17 protein-coding genes are annotated in these 18,522 nt (G+C 40.5%); all 17 read left to right on the top strand.

Annotated elements, in window-relative coordinates; genetic code table 11:
- Positions 1-52 precede the first annotated feature (52 nt).
- The 17 genes from metG to spoVT all read left to right on the top strand — a co-directional run bounded on the left by metG (position 53) and on the right by spoVT (position 18,416).
- Positions 53-2,062, top strand: coding sequence for a methionine--tRNA ligase (metG, locus tag ACW0TQ_RS19770; protein ID WP_212929463.1), 2,010 nt, complete (start codon positions 53-55; stop codon positions 2,060-2,062).
- 83 nt (positions 2,063-2,145) lie between these two features.
- Positions 2,146-2,913, top strand: a complete 768-nt coding sequence (locus ACW0TQ_RS19765; RefSeq protein WP_332093956.1) for a TatD family hydrolase — start codon at positions 2,146-2,148, stop codon at positions 2,911-2,913.
- A 36-nt stretch (positions 2,914-2,949) separates the two neighbouring features.
- Positions 2,950-3,516, top strand: a complete 567-nt coding sequence (gene rnmV, locus ACW0TQ_RS19760; protein ID WP_193063803.1) for a ribonuclease M5 — start codon at positions 2,950-2,952, stop codon at positions 3,514-3,516.
- A complete protein-coding gene (gene rsmA / locus ACW0TQ_RS19755) occupies positions 3,509-4,393 on the top strand; it encodes a 16S rRNA (adenine(1518)-N(6)/adenine(1519)-N(6))-dimethyltransferase RsmA (RefSeq protein ID WP_212929461.1) in 885 nt (294 codons plus the stop codon). Before rnmV ends, rsmA begins: the two co-directional genes overlap by 8 nt.
- A 595-nt stretch (positions 4,394-4,988) precedes the next feature.
- Positions 4,989-5,861, top strand: a complete 873-nt coding sequence (gene yabG / locus ACW0TQ_RS19750; protein ID WP_193065203.1) for a sporulation peptidase YabG — start codon at positions 4,989-4,991, stop codon at positions 5,859-5,861.
- 313 nt (positions 5,862-6,174) lie between these two features.
- Positions 6,175-6,438, top strand: a complete 264-nt coding sequence (gene veg, locus ACW0TQ_RS19745) for a biofilm formation stimulator Veg (protein WP_212929459.1) — start codon at positions 6,175-6,177, stop codon at positions 6,436-6,438.
- A 153-nt stretch (positions 6,439-6,591) separates the two neighbouring features.
- Positions 6,592-6,768: a small, acid-soluble spore protein, alpha/beta type gene (locus ACW0TQ_RS19740; protein WP_040977646.1), complete on the top strand. Its 177-nt coding sequence runs from the start codon at positions 6,592-6,594 to the stop codon at positions 6,766-6,768.
- A 217-nt stretch (positions 6,769-6,985) separates the two neighbouring features.
- Positions 6,986-7,837, top strand: coding sequence for a 4-(cytidine 5'-diphospho)-2-C-methyl-D-erythritol kinase (gene ispE / locus ACW0TQ_RS19735; RefSeq protein ID WP_455725943.1), 852 nt, complete (start codon positions 6,986-6,988; stop codon positions 7,835-7,837).
- Between the two features lie 65 nt (positions 7,838-7,902).
- Entirely contained in the window at positions 7,903-8,718 is an 816-nt protein-coding gene (gene purR, locus ACW0TQ_RS19730) for a pur operon repressor (protein WP_193065205.1), read from the top strand.
- Positions 8,719-9,019: 301 nt separating this feature from the next.
- On the top strand, positions 9,020-9,319 hold the full coding sequence (gene spoVG / locus ACW0TQ_RS19725) for a septation regulator SpoVG (RefSeq protein ID WP_042528574.1): 300 nt from the start codon (positions 9,020-9,022) through the stop codon (positions 9,317-9,319).
- Positions 9,320-9,761: 442 nt separating this feature from the next.
- Positions 9,762-11,129 (top strand): bifunctional UDP-N-acetylglucosamine diphosphorylase/glucosamine-1-phosphate N-acetyltransferase GlmU, encoded by a 1,368-nt coding sequence (gene glmU, locus ACW0TQ_RS19720; RefSeq protein WP_042528573.1) that lies wholly within the window; start codon positions 9,762-9,764, stop codon positions 11,127-11,129.
- Between the two features lie 30 nt (positions 11,130-11,159).
- Positions 11,160-12,113: a ribose-phosphate diphosphokinase gene (locus ACW0TQ_RS19715; protein WP_042528572.1), complete on the top strand. Its 954-nt coding sequence runs from the start codon at positions 11,160-11,162 to the stop codon at positions 12,111-12,113.
- A 131-nt stretch (positions 12,114-12,244) separates the two neighbouring features.
- Positions 12,245-12,883 carry a 50S ribosomal protein L25/general stress protein Ctc gene (locus tag ACW0TQ_RS19710; protein WP_042528571.1) on the top strand — a complete coding sequence of 213 codons (639 nt, stop codon included), beginning with the start codon at positions 12,245-12,247 and terminating at the stop codon, positions 12,881-12,883.
- A gap of 121 nt (positions 12,884-13,004) precedes the next feature.
- Positions 13,005-13,568 carry an aminoacyl-tRNA hydrolase gene (pth, locus tag ACW0TQ_RS19705; RefSeq protein WP_042528570.1) on the top strand — a complete coding sequence of 188 codons (564 nt, stop codon included), beginning with the start codon at positions 13,005-13,007 and terminating at the stop codon, positions 13,566-13,568.
- Between the two features lie 175 nt (positions 13,569-13,743).
- Entirely contained in the window at positions 13,744-13,974 is a 231-nt protein-coding gene (locus ACW0TQ_RS19700) for an anti-sigma-F factor Fin (protein ID WP_042535602.1), read from the top strand.
- 149 nt (positions 13,975-14,123) lie between these two features.
- Positions 14,124-17,642 (top strand): transcription-repair coupling factor, encoded by a 3,519-nt coding sequence (mfd, locus tag ACW0TQ_RS19695; RefSeq protein ID WP_455725942.1) that lies wholly within the window; start codon positions 14,124-14,126, stop codon positions 17,640-17,642.
- Between the two features lie 240 nt (positions 17,643-17,882).
- Positions 17,883-18,416 carry a stage V sporulation protein T gene (gene spoVT / locus ACW0TQ_RS19690; RefSeq protein ID WP_042528568.1) on the top strand — a complete coding sequence of 178 codons (534 nt, stop codon included), beginning with the start codon at positions 17,883-17,885 and terminating at the stop codon, positions 18,414-18,416.
- The last annotated feature ends 106 nt before the right edge of the window (positions 18,417-18,522 follow it).

Below are 18,522 nucleotides of genomic sequence, written 5' to 3'. Positions count from 1 at the left end.
ATCTCAGGACAAGATTTTTTAAATAGGAACAAATCTAGGAGGAATAAAACGGATGGGAAGCAAAAATACTTTTTACATTACAACGCCAATATATTATCCGAGCGGAAAATTACATATTGGCAGTGCATACACAACGATAGCTTGCGATACGATGGCGCGATATAAGCGCTTATTAGGGTTTGATGTGTTTTATTTAACAGGCAGTGATGAGCATGGACAAAAAATTGAGCAGAAGGCTGCTGAACAAAATATCTCTCCGCAAGAATATGTAGATGGCATGGCTGCTGGAATGCAGGATTTATGGAAGAAACTTGAAATCAGCAATGATAAATTTATTCGCACAACCGATGAACAGCATCAGAAGGTTGTAGCTGATATTTTTGAGCGTTTCTTAAAACAAGGAGATATCTACCTGGATGAATATGAGGGCTGGTATTCTGTGCCGGATGAAACGTTTTATACGGAAACACAGCTGGAAGATGTTGAAAGGGACGAGGATGGTAATGTTATCAGCGGGAAGTCACCGGACAGTGGTCACCCTGTTGAGCTGATTAAAGAGGAGTCCTATTTCTTCCGGATGAGTAAATATGCAGATCGCTTATTAAAATATTACGAGGAGCATCCAGATTTTATTCAGCCGGAGTCGCGTAAAAATGAAATGATTAATAACTTCATTAAACCAGGTTTAGAGGATTTAGCTGTATCCCGTACTACCTTCAGCTGGGGAGTCAAGGTACCAAGTAATCCAAAGCATGTGATTTATGTATGGATCGATGCATTGGCAAACTATATCACAGCATTAGGCTTTGGTACAAATGATGATGAAAACTTCCAAAAATATTGGCCGGCAGACGTGCATATGGTAGGGAAAGAAATTGTTCGTTTCCATACCATTTATTGGCCGATTATGCTGATGGCTTTAGACTTGCCGCTTCCGAAGAAAGTATTTGGCCACGGCTGGTTGTTGATGAAAGACGGAAAAATGTCGAAATCAAAAGGAAATGTGGTTTATCCGGAAATGCTTGTAGAGCGTTATGGTCTCGATGCTTTACGTTACTACTTAATGAGAGAAGTTGCTTTTGGCAGTGATGGCGTCTTTGCACCGGAAGATTTTGTTTCCAGAGTAAACTATGATTTAGCAAATGATTTAGGGAACTTATTGAACCGTACTGTAGCGATGATTAATAAATATTTTGACGGAAAAGTCCCTACAGTAAACGGCGTTATTAATAAAGAAGATGCTGATCTGCAGGAGCTGGCAGCATCTGTTATCCAGGATTATCAAGAATCGATGGAGCAGATGGAATTCAGTAATGCATTGAAAAAAGTATGGACGTTAATTTCCCGTGCGAATAAATATATTGATGAAACACAGCCGTGGATTCTTGCGAAGGATGAGGAAAAGCGTCCTGAATTGGCCAGTGTTATGGCACATCTGGCAGAAACATTACGTGTTGTTGCAACGCTGCTTCAGCCTTGTCTGACGCATGCACCGAAAAAAATCATCGAGCAGCTTGGTTTAGACGAAGCCAGCGGATTAGCCTGGGAGAATGTTACGTTTGGAAACTTCCCGGAAGGCACTACCGTTGTGAAAAAAGGGCAGCCTATCTTCCCTCGTTTAGATGTGGAAGAAGAAGTAGAATATATCCGTTCCCAAATGGGAGGAACTGCTGCAGTTGAAGAAGAAGAAACTTGGGACCCGAATGAAACAGAGCTTGTTTCTACCAAAGAAAAACAAATCAAATATGATGTATTTGATAAAGTAGAGCTGAAAGTTGCGGAAGTGAAAGACTGCAGTAAGGTCGAAGGTGCAGATAAACTATTGAAATTCCGCCTGGACGCTGGTGATGAAGCTGACAGACAAATTTTGTCGGGAATCGCCGAATATTACCCGGAACCGGAAAAATTGATTGGGAAAAAGGTTGTTATCGTAGCGAACCTTAAACCGCGTAAAATGCGTGGAGAAATCAGTCAGGGAATGATTCTTTCTGCCGAGAAGGACGGGAAATTAGAAATCGTTCCAGCACCGGAAAGCGCACCAAACGGATCGCCGATTTCTTAATTAATAATAGATGGAAGGGAGCTGTCATCGTGTTCATGTCAGCTCCTTCCTTTTCGATAGAAGAACAAAAAAGGATGATTAGAATGTTATTTGACACACATGTTCATTTAAACGCAAGGCAGTTTGCTGAAGATAGAGAAGAGACAATTCAGCGCGCAAAGGATGCAGGTGTGGAATATATGGTCGTGGTTGGTTTTGATCATGAAACAATTCCCCTGGCTATTGAAATCGCGGAAGCACATGAGAATATATATGCGGCAGTCGGCTGGCATCCTGTTGATGCAATTGATATGACAGAGAAAGAATTGGAATGGATTGAAGAATTAACAGAACATCCTAAAGTGGTCGCGATTGGCGAGATGGGCTTGGATTATCATTGGGATAAATCGCCGAAAGATATACAGAAGAAGGTCTTTCGTCAGCAAATCGCACTTGCTAAAAAAGTAAAAATGCCAATTATTATTCATAACCGGGAAGCGACAGAAGATATTATTGCTATCCTGCAGGAAGAAAACGCTGCAGAGGTTGGCGGCATCATGCATTGTTACAATGATTCTGTCCAATATGTCCAGACATGTCTGGATATGAATTTTTATATTTCCTTAGGCGGTCCGGTAACCTTCAAGAATGCTCCGTTGCCGAAGGAAGTAGCAAAGCAGGTCCCTTTAGACCGTCTGCTGATTGAAACAGATGCCCCATTTCTAGCACCGCATCCATACCGTGGAAAAAGAAATGAGCCGGCATATGTAGTACGTGTAGCGGAAGATATTGCGGCATTACGTGACATGAATACAGCGGAAATTGGAAATATTACAACTGAAAATGCGAAACGATTTTTTAAAATTGATTAAATCTGTCGTATTATGGAATAAAGTGGAGGAAATCGATTGAAGATAAAAGAAATGATTGTAGTAGAAGGACGGGACGACACAACACGAATCAGACTTGCTGTGGATGCAGATACGATTGAAACAAATGGTTCTGCAGTGAACAAAGCAACGCTCGATAAAATTCGTCATGCAAAAGAAAAGCGCGGAGTGATTGTGTTTACAGATCCGGATTATCCGGGCGAGCGGATCAGGCACTTAATTAATCAGGCAATCCCCGGCTGCAAGCACGCTTTTTTACGAAGAGATCAGGCAAAGGCAAAGCATTCCATGAATAAAAGCTTAGGTATTGAACATGCCTCTGTGGAGGATATTCAAAAAGCACTTGCGGATGTTTATGAACTAGCGGATTTTTCGGATAGCGATATTAACAAAGCAGACCTGATTGATTATGGATTAATTGGAGGTAAGAAGGCGGCCGGACGGAGAAAACGTCTGGGAGAGCTTTTGCATATTGGACATACCAATGGAAAGCAGCTGTTAAAACGCCTTACCCAATTCCAAATTCCCAAGAAACAATTGGAGGAAGCGATGGAAGTTATAGAGCAGGAGGAGCAGGATGTCTAAAAAATTTATTGCAACACCGACGAGAACAAAAGAACTGCTGAACAAATATGGTTTTGCATTTAAAAAGAGCTTAGGACAAAATTTCCTGATTGATGTGAATGTATTGGAAAATATTATCCATCAAGCGGGGATAACAAAGGAAACAGGAGCTATTGAAATTGGACCTGGAATGGGTGCTTTAACGGAGCAATTAGCTATTCATGCAGACAAGGTTGTTGCATTTGAGATTGACCAGCGCCTGCTCCCGATTTTAGAAGAGACGTTAGCCGATTACGATAATGTAGAAATTATTCATCATGATATTTTAAAGGCGAATGTAGAAGAAGTGATTCAGACACATTTCGAGGAAGGTCAGGATATTCATGTCGTTGCTAATCTTCCTTACTATATTACGACACCAATTTTGATGAAGCTTGTACGTGATCAGCTTCCGGTTACCAGCCTGACTGTGATGATCCAAAAAGAAGTAGCGGATAGAATGGCTGCTGTCCCAAATACCAAAAGCTATGGCTCGCTTAGCATTGCCGTACAATACTATACGGAAGCCAGTGTCGTTTTAAATGTGCCGAAGCAGGTGTTTATGCCGCAGCCTAATGTCGATTCCAGTGTGTTAAAGCTTGTGATGCGCAAAGAACCGCCTGTTCAAGTAGATAATGTAGATTTCTTTTTTGAATTGATTCAAGCAAGCTTTGCTCAAAGAAGAAAAACCCTCCGTAATAACTTAAACCGGTTTTTGCAGGATAAATTTGCAAAACAGCAAATAGAAACCTTCCTTGAAAACGCAGCAATAGATGGAGGAAGACGCGGTGAAACTTTAACCATGGAGGAATTTGCATCCTTGGCAAATGTAATCCATAAAGAGCTTCCAAAAAGCTGATCAGAAGATATAATCTTTTGATCAGTTTTTTTTAAGAATAAGAAAGGATAAAAAATGCTGAATATAGCCGCTCCAACGGGTTTCATGGGGTGAGTAACCGCAACCCCAGAAATACACTCCGCTTTCCGTGGGCCCCGAGCTCATCTCCTTTAAAGAAGACTTGCTGATTGGCAAGCCGTCAGGCGCAGACAGAAGCATAGTCGCACTTTATGCCCCGCGGGTAGAAAAAAAGAAGAACCCTTTTTTCCTGCGGGGTCTTCCCCCTGGAACTGCGATTACTCGCCCCATCAAAACCGTCGCTAGAATTTGCGTTATTTCCTTGTAAAAAAGCAAATAAAACATAATTCCACTTAGATGGGAGCGGATGTTGTCGACTCCTGCGGGAAAAGCAACAGGTAGACCTGAGCAGGAAGCGGTTTTCTTACCGTGCGGCTGAACGTTGCCCGCGGAAAGCGACTTCCCGTAGCGGACATCTCTTTGGCAAGAACACCGAAGTTTTAAAGCTCAAGCGGTGTTCTTGTTTTTTCTTATGATTGGAACAGAGCTGTGCTTTTATTCATACAATGAGAAAGAGTAAAAGGTGAGAGGTGCAGCGATGGATATACAGAAGGGTGCGTTAGTTACAAGGAAATCATATGATCATGATTTATTATTCCGTGTGGCAGAAATAAAAAAGGGAGTTGCTATCCTTCACGGGGAAGAATTGAGGTTAAAGGCAGATGCAGCTTTATCTGATTTAACACTAGTAAACCAAAGGGAGCATAAAAAAAGAAAAGCAGTAGACAGAGAAAAACAAGAATCCTCCTATCGGTTATTTCGTCAGGACTATCAAATGATGAAAGAAAAAAGAAATTATGAGGCAACAGAAGGCTATACGGATGCTGCAAATTATTTTCAGTTACCGGCAAAAGTCCTTCATATTGATGGAGATCCGTCCTATTTAAGAAAGTGTATCCAATTATATCAGCGTATTGGGCTGCAAGTGCATGGTGTTCACTTAACGGAGACAGAGATGCCTTTTCAAATAAAAGATCTGCTTGAGAAAATCCAGCCGGATATTATGGTTATTACGGGTCACGATGCTTATTCACATAATAAGGGGATGAAGCATGATTTAAGTGCCTACCGACATTCTAAATATTTTGTAGAGGCTGTGCGGGAAGCGAGGAGCGTTTATCCGAATCTGGATCAGCTCGTTATTTTTGCAGGAGCATGCCAATCGCATTTTGAGTCATTGATTCGTGCGGGATCCAATTTTGCCAGCTCGCCATCCAGAGTCAATATTCATGCCCTGGATCCAGTCTATATTGTCGCGAAGGTAGCGTACACGTCATTTATGGAAAGTGTATCGGTGTGGGAAGCACTCCGTAATACGTTAACGGGAGAAAAAGGGTTAGGAGGAATACAGACAAGGGGTTTATTACGAACAGGCATGCCTTACTTAGCGAATGAGGACGAAGGTGAATGATAATATCAAAAGCTGCTTAGAAAAGACAGTTATAGGAATATGAGGTATGCTTTTGTTCCTCCTTCTTTCCAATGAATTGGAACCTGTAATTAGACCATTCAGATTAGTTATTTTTTTGTAATTTTTATAAAATCAGCCTATTATGCATTTTTTTGTGACAATTTATGTATAAAAATAGCATCATGACAAATAATATCAGAAATAGACAAAATAAATAGTTGACAACCTAAAACATATGCTGATATAATTATTTGTTTTGCTTGACATTTCATCGGCATATATGCTAAAATAAATGTATGTGAGGTGGAGTGTAGTGGGCAAAACGTTGATCGAAATCAAGCAAGGTCTAGATGGTCAGGTAGGTAAACGGTTAAAGCTCAGAGCGAATGGCGGAAGACGGAAAACCGTTGAAAGATGCGGTGTTCTAGCGGAGACATATCCCTCTGTTTTCATTGTTGAGCTTGACCAGGACGAGAATGCATTCGAACGGGTTTCATACAGCTATACAGACATATTGACAGAAACGGTGGAGCTGAATTTTGTGGAAGGAAGTTCAGCGGTATTTTTTAAACAGTAGACAAGCATATTGTCTGCTGTTTTTTATATTGGGTAAAAAGAACAGAAAATGGTTTTCTTGGTTAATTCTTTTGTGATTGAATGGAGGAAAAGTACATAAGCTATAATTGCCTGTCGATAAAATAAAACTTCATTCGTAAAGGGGAGCTTTTATATGGGTAGACGAGGGATTATGTCCACACAGATGAAAGAAGAAATAGCGAAAGAATTAGGATTTTACGATACGGTACAGCAGGAAGGCTGGGGAGGAATAAAAGCTCGCGACGCCGGTAATATGGTGAAACGGGCGATAGAAATGGCAGAAGAAAGTATGAAAAAGAGCGAGTCCTGACCGGGCTTGCTTCTTTTGTTTTAACGCAATTCTGTTCCTGGCTTCAGGAGACTGAAAAGCTTAATCAAGATCTTTTTTCGGCTGCCCTTGAAACCCTTTCTTAAACTAAATTAGCCTACGTGTTTTGATTATGATACAATAAAACATATTTTTATGGACGTAGCTATAGTTTCAAATAGGTGAACGAATTTCCAACGCTTTGAGGATGTGATTGAAGATGCTTGTCATGGAGAAGGCGCCTGCTAAGATAAATTTATCATTAGATGTACTAAATAAGCGGGAGGATGGCTATCATGATGTTGAAATGGTCATGACAACAATAGACTTAGCAGATCGTTTAGAATTACGGGAATTACCTGCAGATAAAATTCAATTATCTTTGGAAAGCCGTTATGTTCCCAGCGATGAACGGAATTTAGCATATCAAGCAGCAATTTTATTTAAAAAAACATACAATATCAAAAAAGGTGTTCACATCCAAATTGATAAATCGATTCCTGTTTCTGCTGGATTGGCGGGCGGAAGTGCTGATGCTGCAGCAGTTTTACGGGGATTGAACCGATTATGGGGACTGAATATCCCGTTAGCTGAATTAGCTGATTTAGGATCGCAATTAGGGGCGGATATTGCTTTTTGCGTTCACAGTAAAACAGCGATAGCAAAAGGTTACGGCGAGTGCATTGAACTGTTGCCTGCACCGCCTACTTGCTGGGTTGTTCTTGCCAGACCGGATATTGGTGTATCCTCCTATACTGTATTTGATCAAATTAAAATTTCGGAGTTACAGCACCCAAATACTAAGCAGGTACTGGCAGCTTTGGAGGAAAGAGACTTTTCAAAGCTGTGCAATCATCTGGGAAATGCATTGGAGCCAATTACTTTTTCCATGCATCCGGAAGTTGCACGGCTGAAGGAAGCGATGCAGCTGGCAGGAGCAGAAGGTGTGATGATGAGCGGGAGCGGGCCGACCGTGTTTGGCTTAATGAAGCATCACCGGAAGGCACTGCGGATTTATAACAGTATGCGGGGCTTTTGCAAGGACGTTCAATTAATCCGAATGTTAGGATAGGCATTGCTAAAATGCATATGAAAATGCTATATTATATTAAGAACATTCGGATTTGAGGTGTGAGTTTGAAAAGAAGTAATCGATTGGTTGTGTTAACAGAGTACTTTTTAGAAAACCCGAGGAAACATATTCAATTGCCTTACTTTGTCGAGCTTTGTGATACAACGAAGTCATCGATAAGTGAGGATTTAGATATTATACATGAAGTTTTTCAAATAAAAGGATTGGGGTATCTGGAGAGAACGACCGGAGCTGGCGGCGGTGTGAAATATATTGCTACCAGCTCGGCAGAATCAAGCAGAGAGTTTATTTCCACGCTTCAGAAAAAGTTAGAAGATCCTGCCCGTATTCTTCCAGGAGGGTATCTGTATATGAGCGATATCCTTGGTGACCCTTCCATGGTCCGGGAAATTGGCCGTGTCTTTGCTTCCTGCTTTGCCCATTTAGAGATTGATGCAATTGTCACTGTTGCAACAAAGGGGATTCCTTTGGCGTATGCAACAGCATCCTTTTTAAATGTGCCGGTTGTTATTGCGCGCAGAGACCCCAAAGTAACAGAAGGATCCTCTGTAAGTATCAATTATGTTTCTGGATCGTCCCGGAAAATTCAAACGATGGTGCTGCCAAAGCGCAGTCTGCCTGATGGCTCAAACGTATGTATCATCGATGATTTTATGAAAGCAGGGGGAACGATTACAGGGATAAAAAGCCTCTTGGAGGAATTCTCTGCAACGGTACAGGCTGTTGGAGTACTGGCAGAAGCAGATGATGAGGAAGATGAAAGAGTGATTACCGATTATACGTCCCTCTTGAAAATATCTCCTGTCGACATACAGAATCATCATGTGTCTGTACTGCCGGGGAATTATCAAATGGAATAAACCGTATCCAAGCATACGATACAGATCTTAATCTATTTACAGATTAAGGTCTTTTTTTATACATTTGATTGATTAAAAAGATGAAATTTCATTGTTTTTAGACAATCATTTTACTTGGAAGAAAAAGGTGGATAATAATGACTAAGAAAGTCGAAAACAAATCAATTCTTAGGTATAGGGGAGAATAAATTTAAAATATTTTATTTTATTGGTATTTATAAGAAGGATTTTTGTAATTTATGTTGAAATAGTATAAGTATAAAGGATGATTTTTGAATTAGGAAAAAGGTGGTGAAACATCATGGAAGTAACTGACGTAAGATTGCGCCGCGTAAAAACAGATGGAAGAATGCAGGCCATTGCCTCAATCACATTAGACAACGAGTTTGTTGTCCATGATATCCGTGTCATCGACGGGAATAGTGGATTATTTGTTGCAATGCCGTCAAAGCGGACGCCAGACGGAGAGTTTAGGGATATTGCTCATCCGATTAATTCTGGAACACGCTCAAAAATTCAAGAAGCTGTTTTAGGGGAGTATCAACGTGAACGTGAGAATGAAGAGGGACTAGGCTATAAAGAAGAAGCCGGTGTTTCCTGAACATACGCTGGAGGGCGATTGGGCGAGAAGGTAGAAATCTGAATGAAGATTTGCCTTCTTTTTTTTGTTCTTTTTTATTGGAGCAGCACCATATGGCCGAAAAATCAAATTAAATGTGATCAAGGCAACTGGCTGATGTAGTATATTTCCGCAGCAATCGTTTGTAGAAAAAATATATTTGCTGCGTCCTCAAAGGCTTTTTAATAATAACAAATCTGGTATTTTATGGGATTAATTTGAGCTGCCGGCTGCCGTTTTGTCTGTAATAAACCAATGAATGCAGCAATGAAAGTTTTTTTCGTATTTTAGTTAAGCGATGTCACGAAAAAAATAAAAATATGATAACATAAGATATAGAAATAAAACCTTTTATTTTATTGAAATAAAGGTTTTTTTACGATATATTTTTAAATGGATATTTAGAGATGATGGAGGTTTCCTAATGACGAATCGATTTGCTGTTATTTTAGCAGCTGGGCAAGGAACAAGGATGAAATCAAAGTTATATAAAGTGCTTCATCCTGTAGTTGGCAAACCAATGGTACAGCATGTTGCGGATCAATTACAACAAACTGGGTTAGATAAATTAGTTACCATTGTCGGATTTGGAGCAGAGCAAGTAAGAGAGCAGCTTGGAGCGTCCAGTGACTTTGTCGTACAGGAAGAACAACTCGGCACAGGACATGCTGTGATGCAGGCGGAACAACTGTTACAGAATAAAGAAGGTGTAACCATTGTAGCTTGCGGGGATACCCCTTTGATTCGTGCAGAAACATTCCAAAAATTGTTTGAACATCATGAGCAGACGGGTTCTAAAGCAAGTATATTGACGGCACTTGCAGATAACCCTGCCGGATATGGCCGGGTGGTTCGAAATGATGCAGGGGAAGTTGAGAAAATTGTCGAACATAAAGATGCTTCGGAAGAGGAATTAACGATAAATGAGATTAATACAGGAACCTATTGTTTTGACAATAAAGCATTATTTGAAGCTTTAAAATCGGTGTCTAATGACAATGCACAAGGAGAGTATTATTTACCTGATGTCATTAAAATTTTAGGTGACCAGGGAGAGCGTATCAGCGCTTATGTAGCAGCTGAATTTAATGAAACGATAGGGATTAATGATCGTGTTGCATTAAGTGAAGCGGAAAAAATTATGAAACGGCGTATTAATGAGACGCACATGCGTAATGGTGTGACCATCGTGGATCCTGATAATACATATATCGGTCCGGATGTGAAAATTGCTGCAGATGTGTATCTTCATCCAGGAACGGTCTTAAAAGGGGATACCTCCATTGCGGCTGGTTCAGAGATTGGTCCGCATACAGAAATAAAAGATTGTGAAGTTGGGGAAGCTACAACGATCCGATTCAGTGTCGCTGCAGACAGCCGCATTGGGAATCGAGTGAATATTGGTCCCTACGCACATATCCGTCCAGCCTCAAATGTTGGAAACGACACAAAAATTGGCAATTTTGTAGAGCTGAAGAAAACGACTCTGGGCAACAACAGCAAGGTTTCTCATCTTAGTTATGTAGGGGATGCTAATGTGGGAGAGCGTGTAAATGTCGGTTGTGGTACAATAACAGTAAATTATGATGGAAAAAATAAATTCCTGACAACAATAGAAGATGATTCGTTTATTGGATGTAACTCCAATTTAATAGCGCCGGTTACAGTTGGTAAAGGTGCATATGTGGCAGCCGGATCGACAATTACAAATGATGTGCCGGACGAGGCATTATCCATTGCAAGATCGAAGCAATCAAATAAAGAAGGATATGCAAAGAAGTTTAAAAAATAGACTACAAACAAAGTCATGGAGGTTAGAGGAATGTCATCCAACTATAAGGACGCTTCGTTGAAAGTATTTTCGTTAAATTCGAATCCAGCATTAGCAGAAAGTATTGCAGCTCAAATCGGAACGAAATTAGGAAAATGTACCGTAACGCAATTTAGTGACGGTGAAATTCAAATTAATATAGATGAGAGTGTGCGTGGTTCTGACGTATATGTTATCCAGTCTACATCAGCACCGGTAAACCAGAATATTATGGAGCTGCTGATTATGATCGACGCATTGAAGCGCGCTTCTGCCAAATCAATCAATATTGTTATGCCTTACTACGGTTATGCTCGGCAGGACCGTAAAGCCAGAGCCCGTGAGCCGATTACGGCAAAATTAATGGCAGATATAATTGAAAAAGCAGGAGCAAATCGAATGATTACACTTGATCTGCATGCACCACAAATTCAAGGCTTCTTTGATATTCCAATTGACCACTTACAGGGTGTCCCTATTTTAGCTACTTATTTCGAACAGAAGAATCTGGAAGATGTGATTGTTGTTTCTCCTGATCATGGCGGTGTAGTGCGTGCCAGAAAAATGGCAGACCGCTTAAAAGCCCCAATTGGTATTATTGATAAACGACGTCCAAAGCCCAATGTTGCTGAAGTGATGAATATTATTGGTAACATTGAAGGGAAGACAGCTATTTTAATTGATGATTTAATTGATACAGCTGGTACAATTACCTTAGCTGCGAACGCATTAATTGAAAGTGGCGCAAAAGAAGTATATGCTTGTTGTACCCACCCGGTACTTTCTGGACCAGCTATCGAGCGCATTGACAATTCAAAAATCAAAGAGCTCGTTGTCACAGATACGATTCCTTTGCCGGAAGAAAAATGTATTGATAAAATTACCGAATTATCGGTTGCTTCTCTGCTGGGCGAAGCGATTATCCGTGTTCACGAAATGCAATCTGTAAGTATTCTTTTTGATTAAAGGTTTAACTTGTTCCATTTTAGGGTATGTATTATATTGACCGTTTATTTTATTGAGAAAAAGAAATAATGCAACATATGCAGTAACAATGTTTCATATTATTTTTTTAATCAACTTGGAGGGTGATACGAATGGCAGTAAAATTAAACGCAAAAAAAAGAGAAGATCTTGCAAAATCAGTAACAAGCGAAATTAGAAAAAGCGGTAGAATTCCAGCGGTCGTCTATGGAAAGGACAAAGACGCGAAGACAATTTCTGTAGATAGCGTTGATTTAGTGAAAACCGTTCGGGATGAAGGACGAAATGCAATCATTTCACTTCAAGTCGAAGGCGGCGACACGGTAGATGTGATGCTGCATGATTATCAAATAGATCCGATAAAAGATGATTTGCTTCACGCCGATTTCTATATCGTAAATATGTCTGAAGAAATGGACGTTGATGTTTCTGTTCGCCTTGATGGTGAATCAAAAGGTGAAAAAGAAGGCGGCGTACTACAGCAGCCGTTTTATGAAATTCAAGTCCGTGCAAAACCAAAAGATATTCCTGAGGAAATCGTGGTAGATGTCTCTGACCTGGATGTGAACGAAAGCTTATCTATTTCTGATTTGAAAGTAACTGGAAACTATGAGTTTTTAGATGATCCAGATACGACAATCGCTTCCGTTGTTCCTCCAACTACAGAAGAAGATTTAGAAACAGACACAGAAGCAGATGAAAATGCAGAACCGGAAGTCATTAAAGAAAAATCTGACTCAGAGGAAGAGTAATTTTTAAGTTAACAATATAGAAGTAATACCTCCCTTCTTTACGCATACAATACTGGTATGCGTAAAGAAGGGTTATTGCGTTTAACAGAAATTGTGGACAGGGAAAAGTGAGGGTATGGTGATGAAGTTAATTGTTGGGCTAGGAAACCCTGGAAGGAAATATAAGAAGACGCGTCATAATATTGGCTTCCGTACGATTGATGCGCTGTTAGATCGTCATGGATGGAAGCTGAATAACTCGAAATTTCACGGGGATTATGCCATTGAACATTTCAATGGAGAAAAGATTGTATTATTACAGCCGCAAACCTATATGAATTTGTCAGGCGAGTCCATTCGGCCGCTGATGGATTATTATGATATAGAGACAGAAGACGTGATCGTTATTTATGATGATCTTGATTTGCCGACAGGGAAAATCAGGTTACGGCAAAAGGGCGGCCATGGCGGTCATAATGGAGTTCGTTCCACAATTGAACATTTAGGAACAAAAGAATTTAAACGAATACGTTTAGGGGTAGGAAGACCGGTAAATGCAACTCCTGTCGTAGATTATGTATTAGGGAAGTTTCCCAAAGATGAAAAAGAAGCGGTTGAACAAAGTGTTCAAGATGCAGCTGATGCTATTGAAGCGTGGATAGAAGGCAAACCTTTTGTAGAAGTGATGAATGATTTTAATCAATAAAGCATACCTTTGGTTTGAAGGGGAAGTTCCATTCATCCACCTTTTTGAGTGGGAAATGGAAGCAGGGTATATTCTTATTCCTCTCGGTTAAAACTAAATGAAAAGTGCAGATATCCTTTCTGAGCAAGGAATAGGCTGCGCTCTAAATTTTTGTATTTTAATCGAGGTGAATGAGATGGTTATCTACTATGGTTGTCGACATTGCGGAAAAGAGCTGGGTGTGCTGCAGCATACAGAAATGGATATAACCTTACGATTCCTTGAACTTCTGGAGGAAAAGGATTTAGCAGAAATGATAGTCTCTGAAAAAGATGGCTATTTCCGCTTAGAAGTCATTTGTGAATACTGTCAGCAGGCTCTTGATATGCATCCTGATTATCATGAATTGGACCATTTTTTACAATAGCCTGAATGGATTCCGGTCTGATGATTATTTTCTGGATAGACCTATGACCGTATATACCATTTTCTTAAAAATAAAATATATTTTATCGACTATTTTCACGCACAATGCGCGTTTTTAAAATACTTTAACAATTTAGAGGGGAAATACGAATGAAAGCAATTCATAATTATTTAAAATCACAGGAAGATATTCAGTCGATTATGGATGGATTGCTGGCAGGCATGAAGGAGCAGATGGTTGCCGGCTTAAGCGGCTCTGCTAGAAGCCTGCTCTTATCCACCATACATCAATCCATGAATCGTCCTTTATTAATTGTTACCCATCAGCTCGCTCAGGCACAGCAGCTGTATGATGATTTAGCAGAGCTGGCAAATGAGGAGGGGGTATATCTTTATCCTGTCAACGAGTTAATAGCCTCCGAAATGGCTGTAGCGAGCCCTGAATTGCGCGCTCAGCGGATTGAAGCATTAACTGCTTGGACACAGAAAGATAAAGGGATACTAATCGCTCCTGTTGCAGCATTAAAAAGAATGCTGCCGCCAAAAGCATATTGGAATAAATATCAGCTTCTATTTCAAACAGGAAAAGACATTGAGGTAGAGGCCTATCTGCGTTCCTTGGTGGAAATGGGCTATGAAGGCGCCTCAATGGTTACCGCCCCTGGTGAATTCAGCCAGCGGGGAGGAATTATTGATATTTATCCAATTACGGAGGAGCATCCAATCCGGATTGAGCTATTTGATGAAGAGGTAGATTCTATCCGCTATTTTGATGCGGAGTCACAGCGTTCTTTAGACAAAGTAGAAGAGGTAATAATCCACCCTGCTACAGAATTATTGATAGATAAACAAGAAATGGTGAAAGTAGCAGAACGGCTAGAGGATGCCCTTTCAGATACATTGAAAAAAGTCAAAAAACCTTCTGATCAAGAAGAGCTTGTGGAGGTTATTGAACAAGATATTGAACAATTTAAACAATTAAACCGTTTCCAGGGGATGTATAAATACATTGGCTATTTATATGACGAGCCAGCTAGTTTGTTAGACTATTTGCCGCGGAATGGGGTTGTCTTTTTTGATGAAATGAGCCGTATTCAGGAAACGGCGACCAATTTAGATCATGAAGAGCTGGAATGGTATACGGGGCTGCTGGAAGGAAATAAAATGGTCCAGGGCAGTCAATTTTCTTTTGGATGGAATACATTGATAGACGGTATTTCCCATTCTCGTGTATATATGTCTGTGTTTATGCGGCATATTCCAAATACGAACCCGCAAAATATTATTAATCTATCGACACGAACGATGCAGGAATTTCATGGGCAGATGCCTTTATTTAAAAATGAATTAAAGCGCTGGGAAAAGGGAGATTACTCGGTTGTTATTCTGACACCAAATGAACAGCGCGCAGAAAAAGTACATTCTATTTTAGAAGATTATGATATTGAAACACAGGTGGAAAAAGAATTAAAACTGCCGATACAAAAGCCGACCGTTATCGTGGGGCAGTTGCATTCGGGAATTGAATTCCCGATGCATAAGCTGGCGATTATCACCGAAAATGAATTGTTCAAGCAGCGCACGAAACGTTCTAGAAAACAGCCAAAGATTACGAATGCAGAGCGCATTAAGAATTATCAAGAGCTCAAGGTCGGCGATTATGTAGTTCATGCAAATCATGGTGTCGGGAAATATCTCGGGATTGAAACGTTAGAAGTTAACAAACTGCATAAGGATTATATGCTGATCCGTTACTCTGGAGACGATAAGCTGTTCGTGCCAATTGATCAAATTGATTTAGTTCAGAAATTTGTCGGTTCTGAAGGAAAGGAACCGAAGCTATATAAATTAGGCGGTACGGAATGGACAAAGGTAAAACGCAAAGTTCAGCGATCTGTGGAAGACATTGCTGATGATTTAATCAAGTTATATTCGGAGCGTGAATCCCGGCAAGGCTACGCTTTCTCACCAGATTCTGAATTACAGCGTGAATTTGAAGCGTCCTTTGCCTACCAGGAGACAGAGGATCAACTGCGGTGTATCACAGAAATCAAAGAGGATATGGAAAAAGTAAAACCAATGGACCGCTTGCTCTGTGGGGACGTTGGTTACGGGAAAACAGAGGTTGCTATCCGTGCTGCTTTCAAAGCAGTGGCAGATGGAAAGCAGGTTGCTATTCTGGTGCCGACAACGATTCTGGCACAGCAGCATTATGAGACAATTCGCGAAAGATTCCAGGATTACCCGGTAAACATTGGTTTATTAAGCCGTTTCCGCACGCGTAAGCAATCCAATGAAACGGTAAAAGGGCTGGAAGATGGAAATATGGATATTGTTGTAGGGACACATCGTCTGTTATCAAAGGATGTAAAATACAAGGATTTAGGCTTGCTTGTTGTCGATGAGGAACAGCGGTTTGGTGTGAAGCACAAGGAAAAAATCAAACAGCTGAAGACCAATGTCGATGTTTTAACGCTGACAGCAACGCCTATTCCAAGAACACTGCATATGTCCATGCTGGGAGTAAGGGATCTATCTGTTATTGAAACCCCCCCTGAAAACAGATTTCCGATTCAAACCTATGTGATGGAATATAATCCATCCTTTATTCGGGAAGCTGTTGATCGGGAAATGTCCAGAGGGGGGCAGGTTTTCTTCCTGCATAACAGAGTAGAAAATATTGAGAAAACAGCCCGCGATATTGGCATGCTTGTACCAAATGCCAAGGTAGCCATTGCGCATGGACAAATGAATGAATCCGAATTGGAGAATGTTATTTTCGGTTTCATAGAAGGGGAATTTGATATTTTAGTCAGTACGACCATTATTGAAACAGGGGTGGACATCCCGAATGTGAATACCTTGATTGTCAATCATGCCGATCGTATGGGGCTGAGCCAGCTTTACCAATTAAGAGGCCGTGTCGGGCGTTCTAATCGTGTAGCTTATGCTTATTTCACGTATCAGCGTGATAAGGTATTAACAGAGGTGGCTGAGAAACGATTGCAGGCCATTAAAGAATTTACAGAGCTCGGCTCTGGATTTAAGATTGCGATGCGCGATTTGTCTATTCGCGGTGCTGGAAATTTACTCGGCGCACAGCAGCACGGATTTATTGATTCAGTTGGGTTTGATATGTATTCTCAAATGCTGAAGGATGCAATCGATGCCCGCAAAGAAGGAAAAGAAGTAGAAGATATTAAGCCGTTTGAACCGGAGATTTCATTAAAAATCGATGCATATATTCCGGATGAATACTTGAATGATGAGAAACAGAAAATTGAAATGTATAAGCAATTCCAAAACGTGGATAGCCCGGAAGCAGTCCAGGATTTAAGAGACGAATTAATTGACCGCTTCGGAGATTATCCTGCAGAAGTCGAAAATTTATTCACGGTAAGCATTATGAGAATGCATGCGAAGAAACAGCGTGTGCAATCCATTACAGAAGCGCCGCAAAAAATCACGATGCTGCTCGATGAAGAAAGAAGTCAGGAAATTGATGGCTCTAAATTATTTGAAGCGGCGAATCAATTTGATCGTCAAGTCAGTCTGGGCACCGAAAATCAAAACTTAAAAGCAGGTATTAAATGGAGCAAAGACAAGGCTTATAAACGGCACGATACCGTTATTGAATTCATTAAAAAATTAAGCTATGTGAATCGTTAAAGATATGATAAACCAGTGAAAAGCTGCTTTCTTACGAAAAGAGAGCAGCTTTTTTTATGCGAAGAACACGGCTGGAGCGGAGGGTTTTCCTATACATTCCAAATAAAATAACAAAAATTTCAATTGGAATGTATAGTTATCTCTGGTTGTTTAATACTATAACAACAACCGGTGATGAATCATGGAAGGAAGTCCTTCCATCCAGGTCAGAATCGTCATTTAGAAAGGGAGGATACTTAGATGAAAGCAACAGGAATCGTACGACGTATCGATGATTTAGGAAGAGTAGTGGTGCCAAAAGAAATTCGGAGAACCTTGCGTATTCGTGAAGGAGACCCCCTCGAAATTTTCGTTGACCGGGAAGGAGAGGTTATTTTAAAGAAATATTCCCCAATCAGTGAACTGGGTCATTTTGCGAAAGAATATGCGGAGGCATTGTTTCAATCCTTGCAAGCACCGGTTATTATCACTGACCGGGATGAAATTATTGCTGTAGCAGGAGAATCTAAAAAAGAGTACTTGAATAAATCGCTGAGCGGTAAGATTACTGACATTATTGAAGGACGATCGCCTGTTTATGAAGGGGATAAGTCCCAGATGGAAATTGTAGATGGAAATGAACAGGAGCTGCACTCTTATTCGATTCATCCGATTATTGCCAATGGCGACCCCATCGGCTGTGTAATGATTTTTTCGAAAGAAGATAAACTGAGCAAGGTAGAACAGAAGGCGGCAGAGACGGCATCTGTTTTCCTGGCGAAACAAATGGAATAGACCATACTTTTACTATTATTTTTTCTAGAAGAAGCTTTCTCTAGGTTACCTCCAATCTAGAAGACAGGCTTCTTTTTTTCTTGATTTTTCTTAGCAACGTGCTTCT

Source organism: Oceanobacillus sp. M60 (assembly GCF_053839645.1).
Note: the sequence above shows the minus strand (reverse complement) of the source record. Positions and strands in the feature narration are given on the sequence as shown.

Excerpts from the sequence above, each read along its gene's own strand:
- ACW0TQ_RS19715 (WP_042528572.1), top strand. The coding sequence starts at position 11,160 with ATGTCATCCAACTATAAGGACGCTTCGTTGAAAGTATTTTCGTTAAAT.
- ACW0TQ_RS19710 (WP_042528571.1), top strand. The coding sequence starts at position 12,245 with ATGGCAGTAAAATTAAACGCAAAAAAAAGAGAAGATCTTGCAAAATCA.
- ACW0TQ_RS19740 (WP_040977646.1), top strand. The coding sequence starts at position 6,592 with ATGGGTAGACGAGGGATTATGTCCACACAGATGAAAGAAGAAATAGCG.
- pth (WP_042528570.1), top strand. The coding sequence starts at position 13,005 with ATGAAGTTAATTGTTGGGCTAGGAAACCCTGGAAGGAAATATAAGAAG.
- glmU (WP_042528573.1), top strand. The coding sequence starts at position 9,762 with ATGACGAATCGATTTGCTGTTATTTTAGCAGCTGGGCAAGGAACAAGG.
- metG (WP_212929463.1), top strand. The coding sequence starts at position 53 with ATGGGAAGCAAAAATACTTTTTACATTACAACGCCAATATATTATCCG.
- ACW0TQ_RS19765 (WP_332093956.1), top strand. The coding sequence starts at position 2,146 with ATGTTATTTGACACACATGTTCATTTAAACGCAAGGCAGTTTGCTGAA.
- mfd (WP_455725942.1), top strand. The coding sequence starts at position 14,124 with ATGAAAGCAATTCATAATTATTTAAAATCACAGGAAGATATTCAGTCG.
- ispE (WP_455725943.1), top strand. The coding sequence starts at position 6,986 with ATGCTTGTCATGGAGAAGGCGCCTGCTAAGATAAATTTATCATTAGAT.
- yabG (WP_193065203.1), top strand. The coding sequence starts at position 4,989 with ATGGATATACAGAAGGGTGCGTTAGTTACAAGGAAATCATATGATCAT.
- ACW0TQ_RS19700 (WP_042535602.1), top strand. The coding sequence starts at position 13,744 with ATGGTTATCTACTATGGTTGTCGACATTGCGGAAAAGAGCTGGGTGTG.
- spoVG (WP_042528574.1), top strand. The coding sequence starts at position 9,020 with ATGGAAGTAACTGACGTAAGATTGCGCCGCGTAAAAACAGATGGAAGA.
- rsmA (WP_212929461.1), top strand. The coding sequence starts at position 3,509 with ATGTCTAAAAAATTTATTGCAACACCGACGAGAACAAAAGAACTGCTG.
- spoVT (WP_042528568.1), top strand. The coding sequence starts at position 17,883 with ATGAAAGCAACAGGAATCGTACGACGTATCGATGATTTAGGAAGAGTA.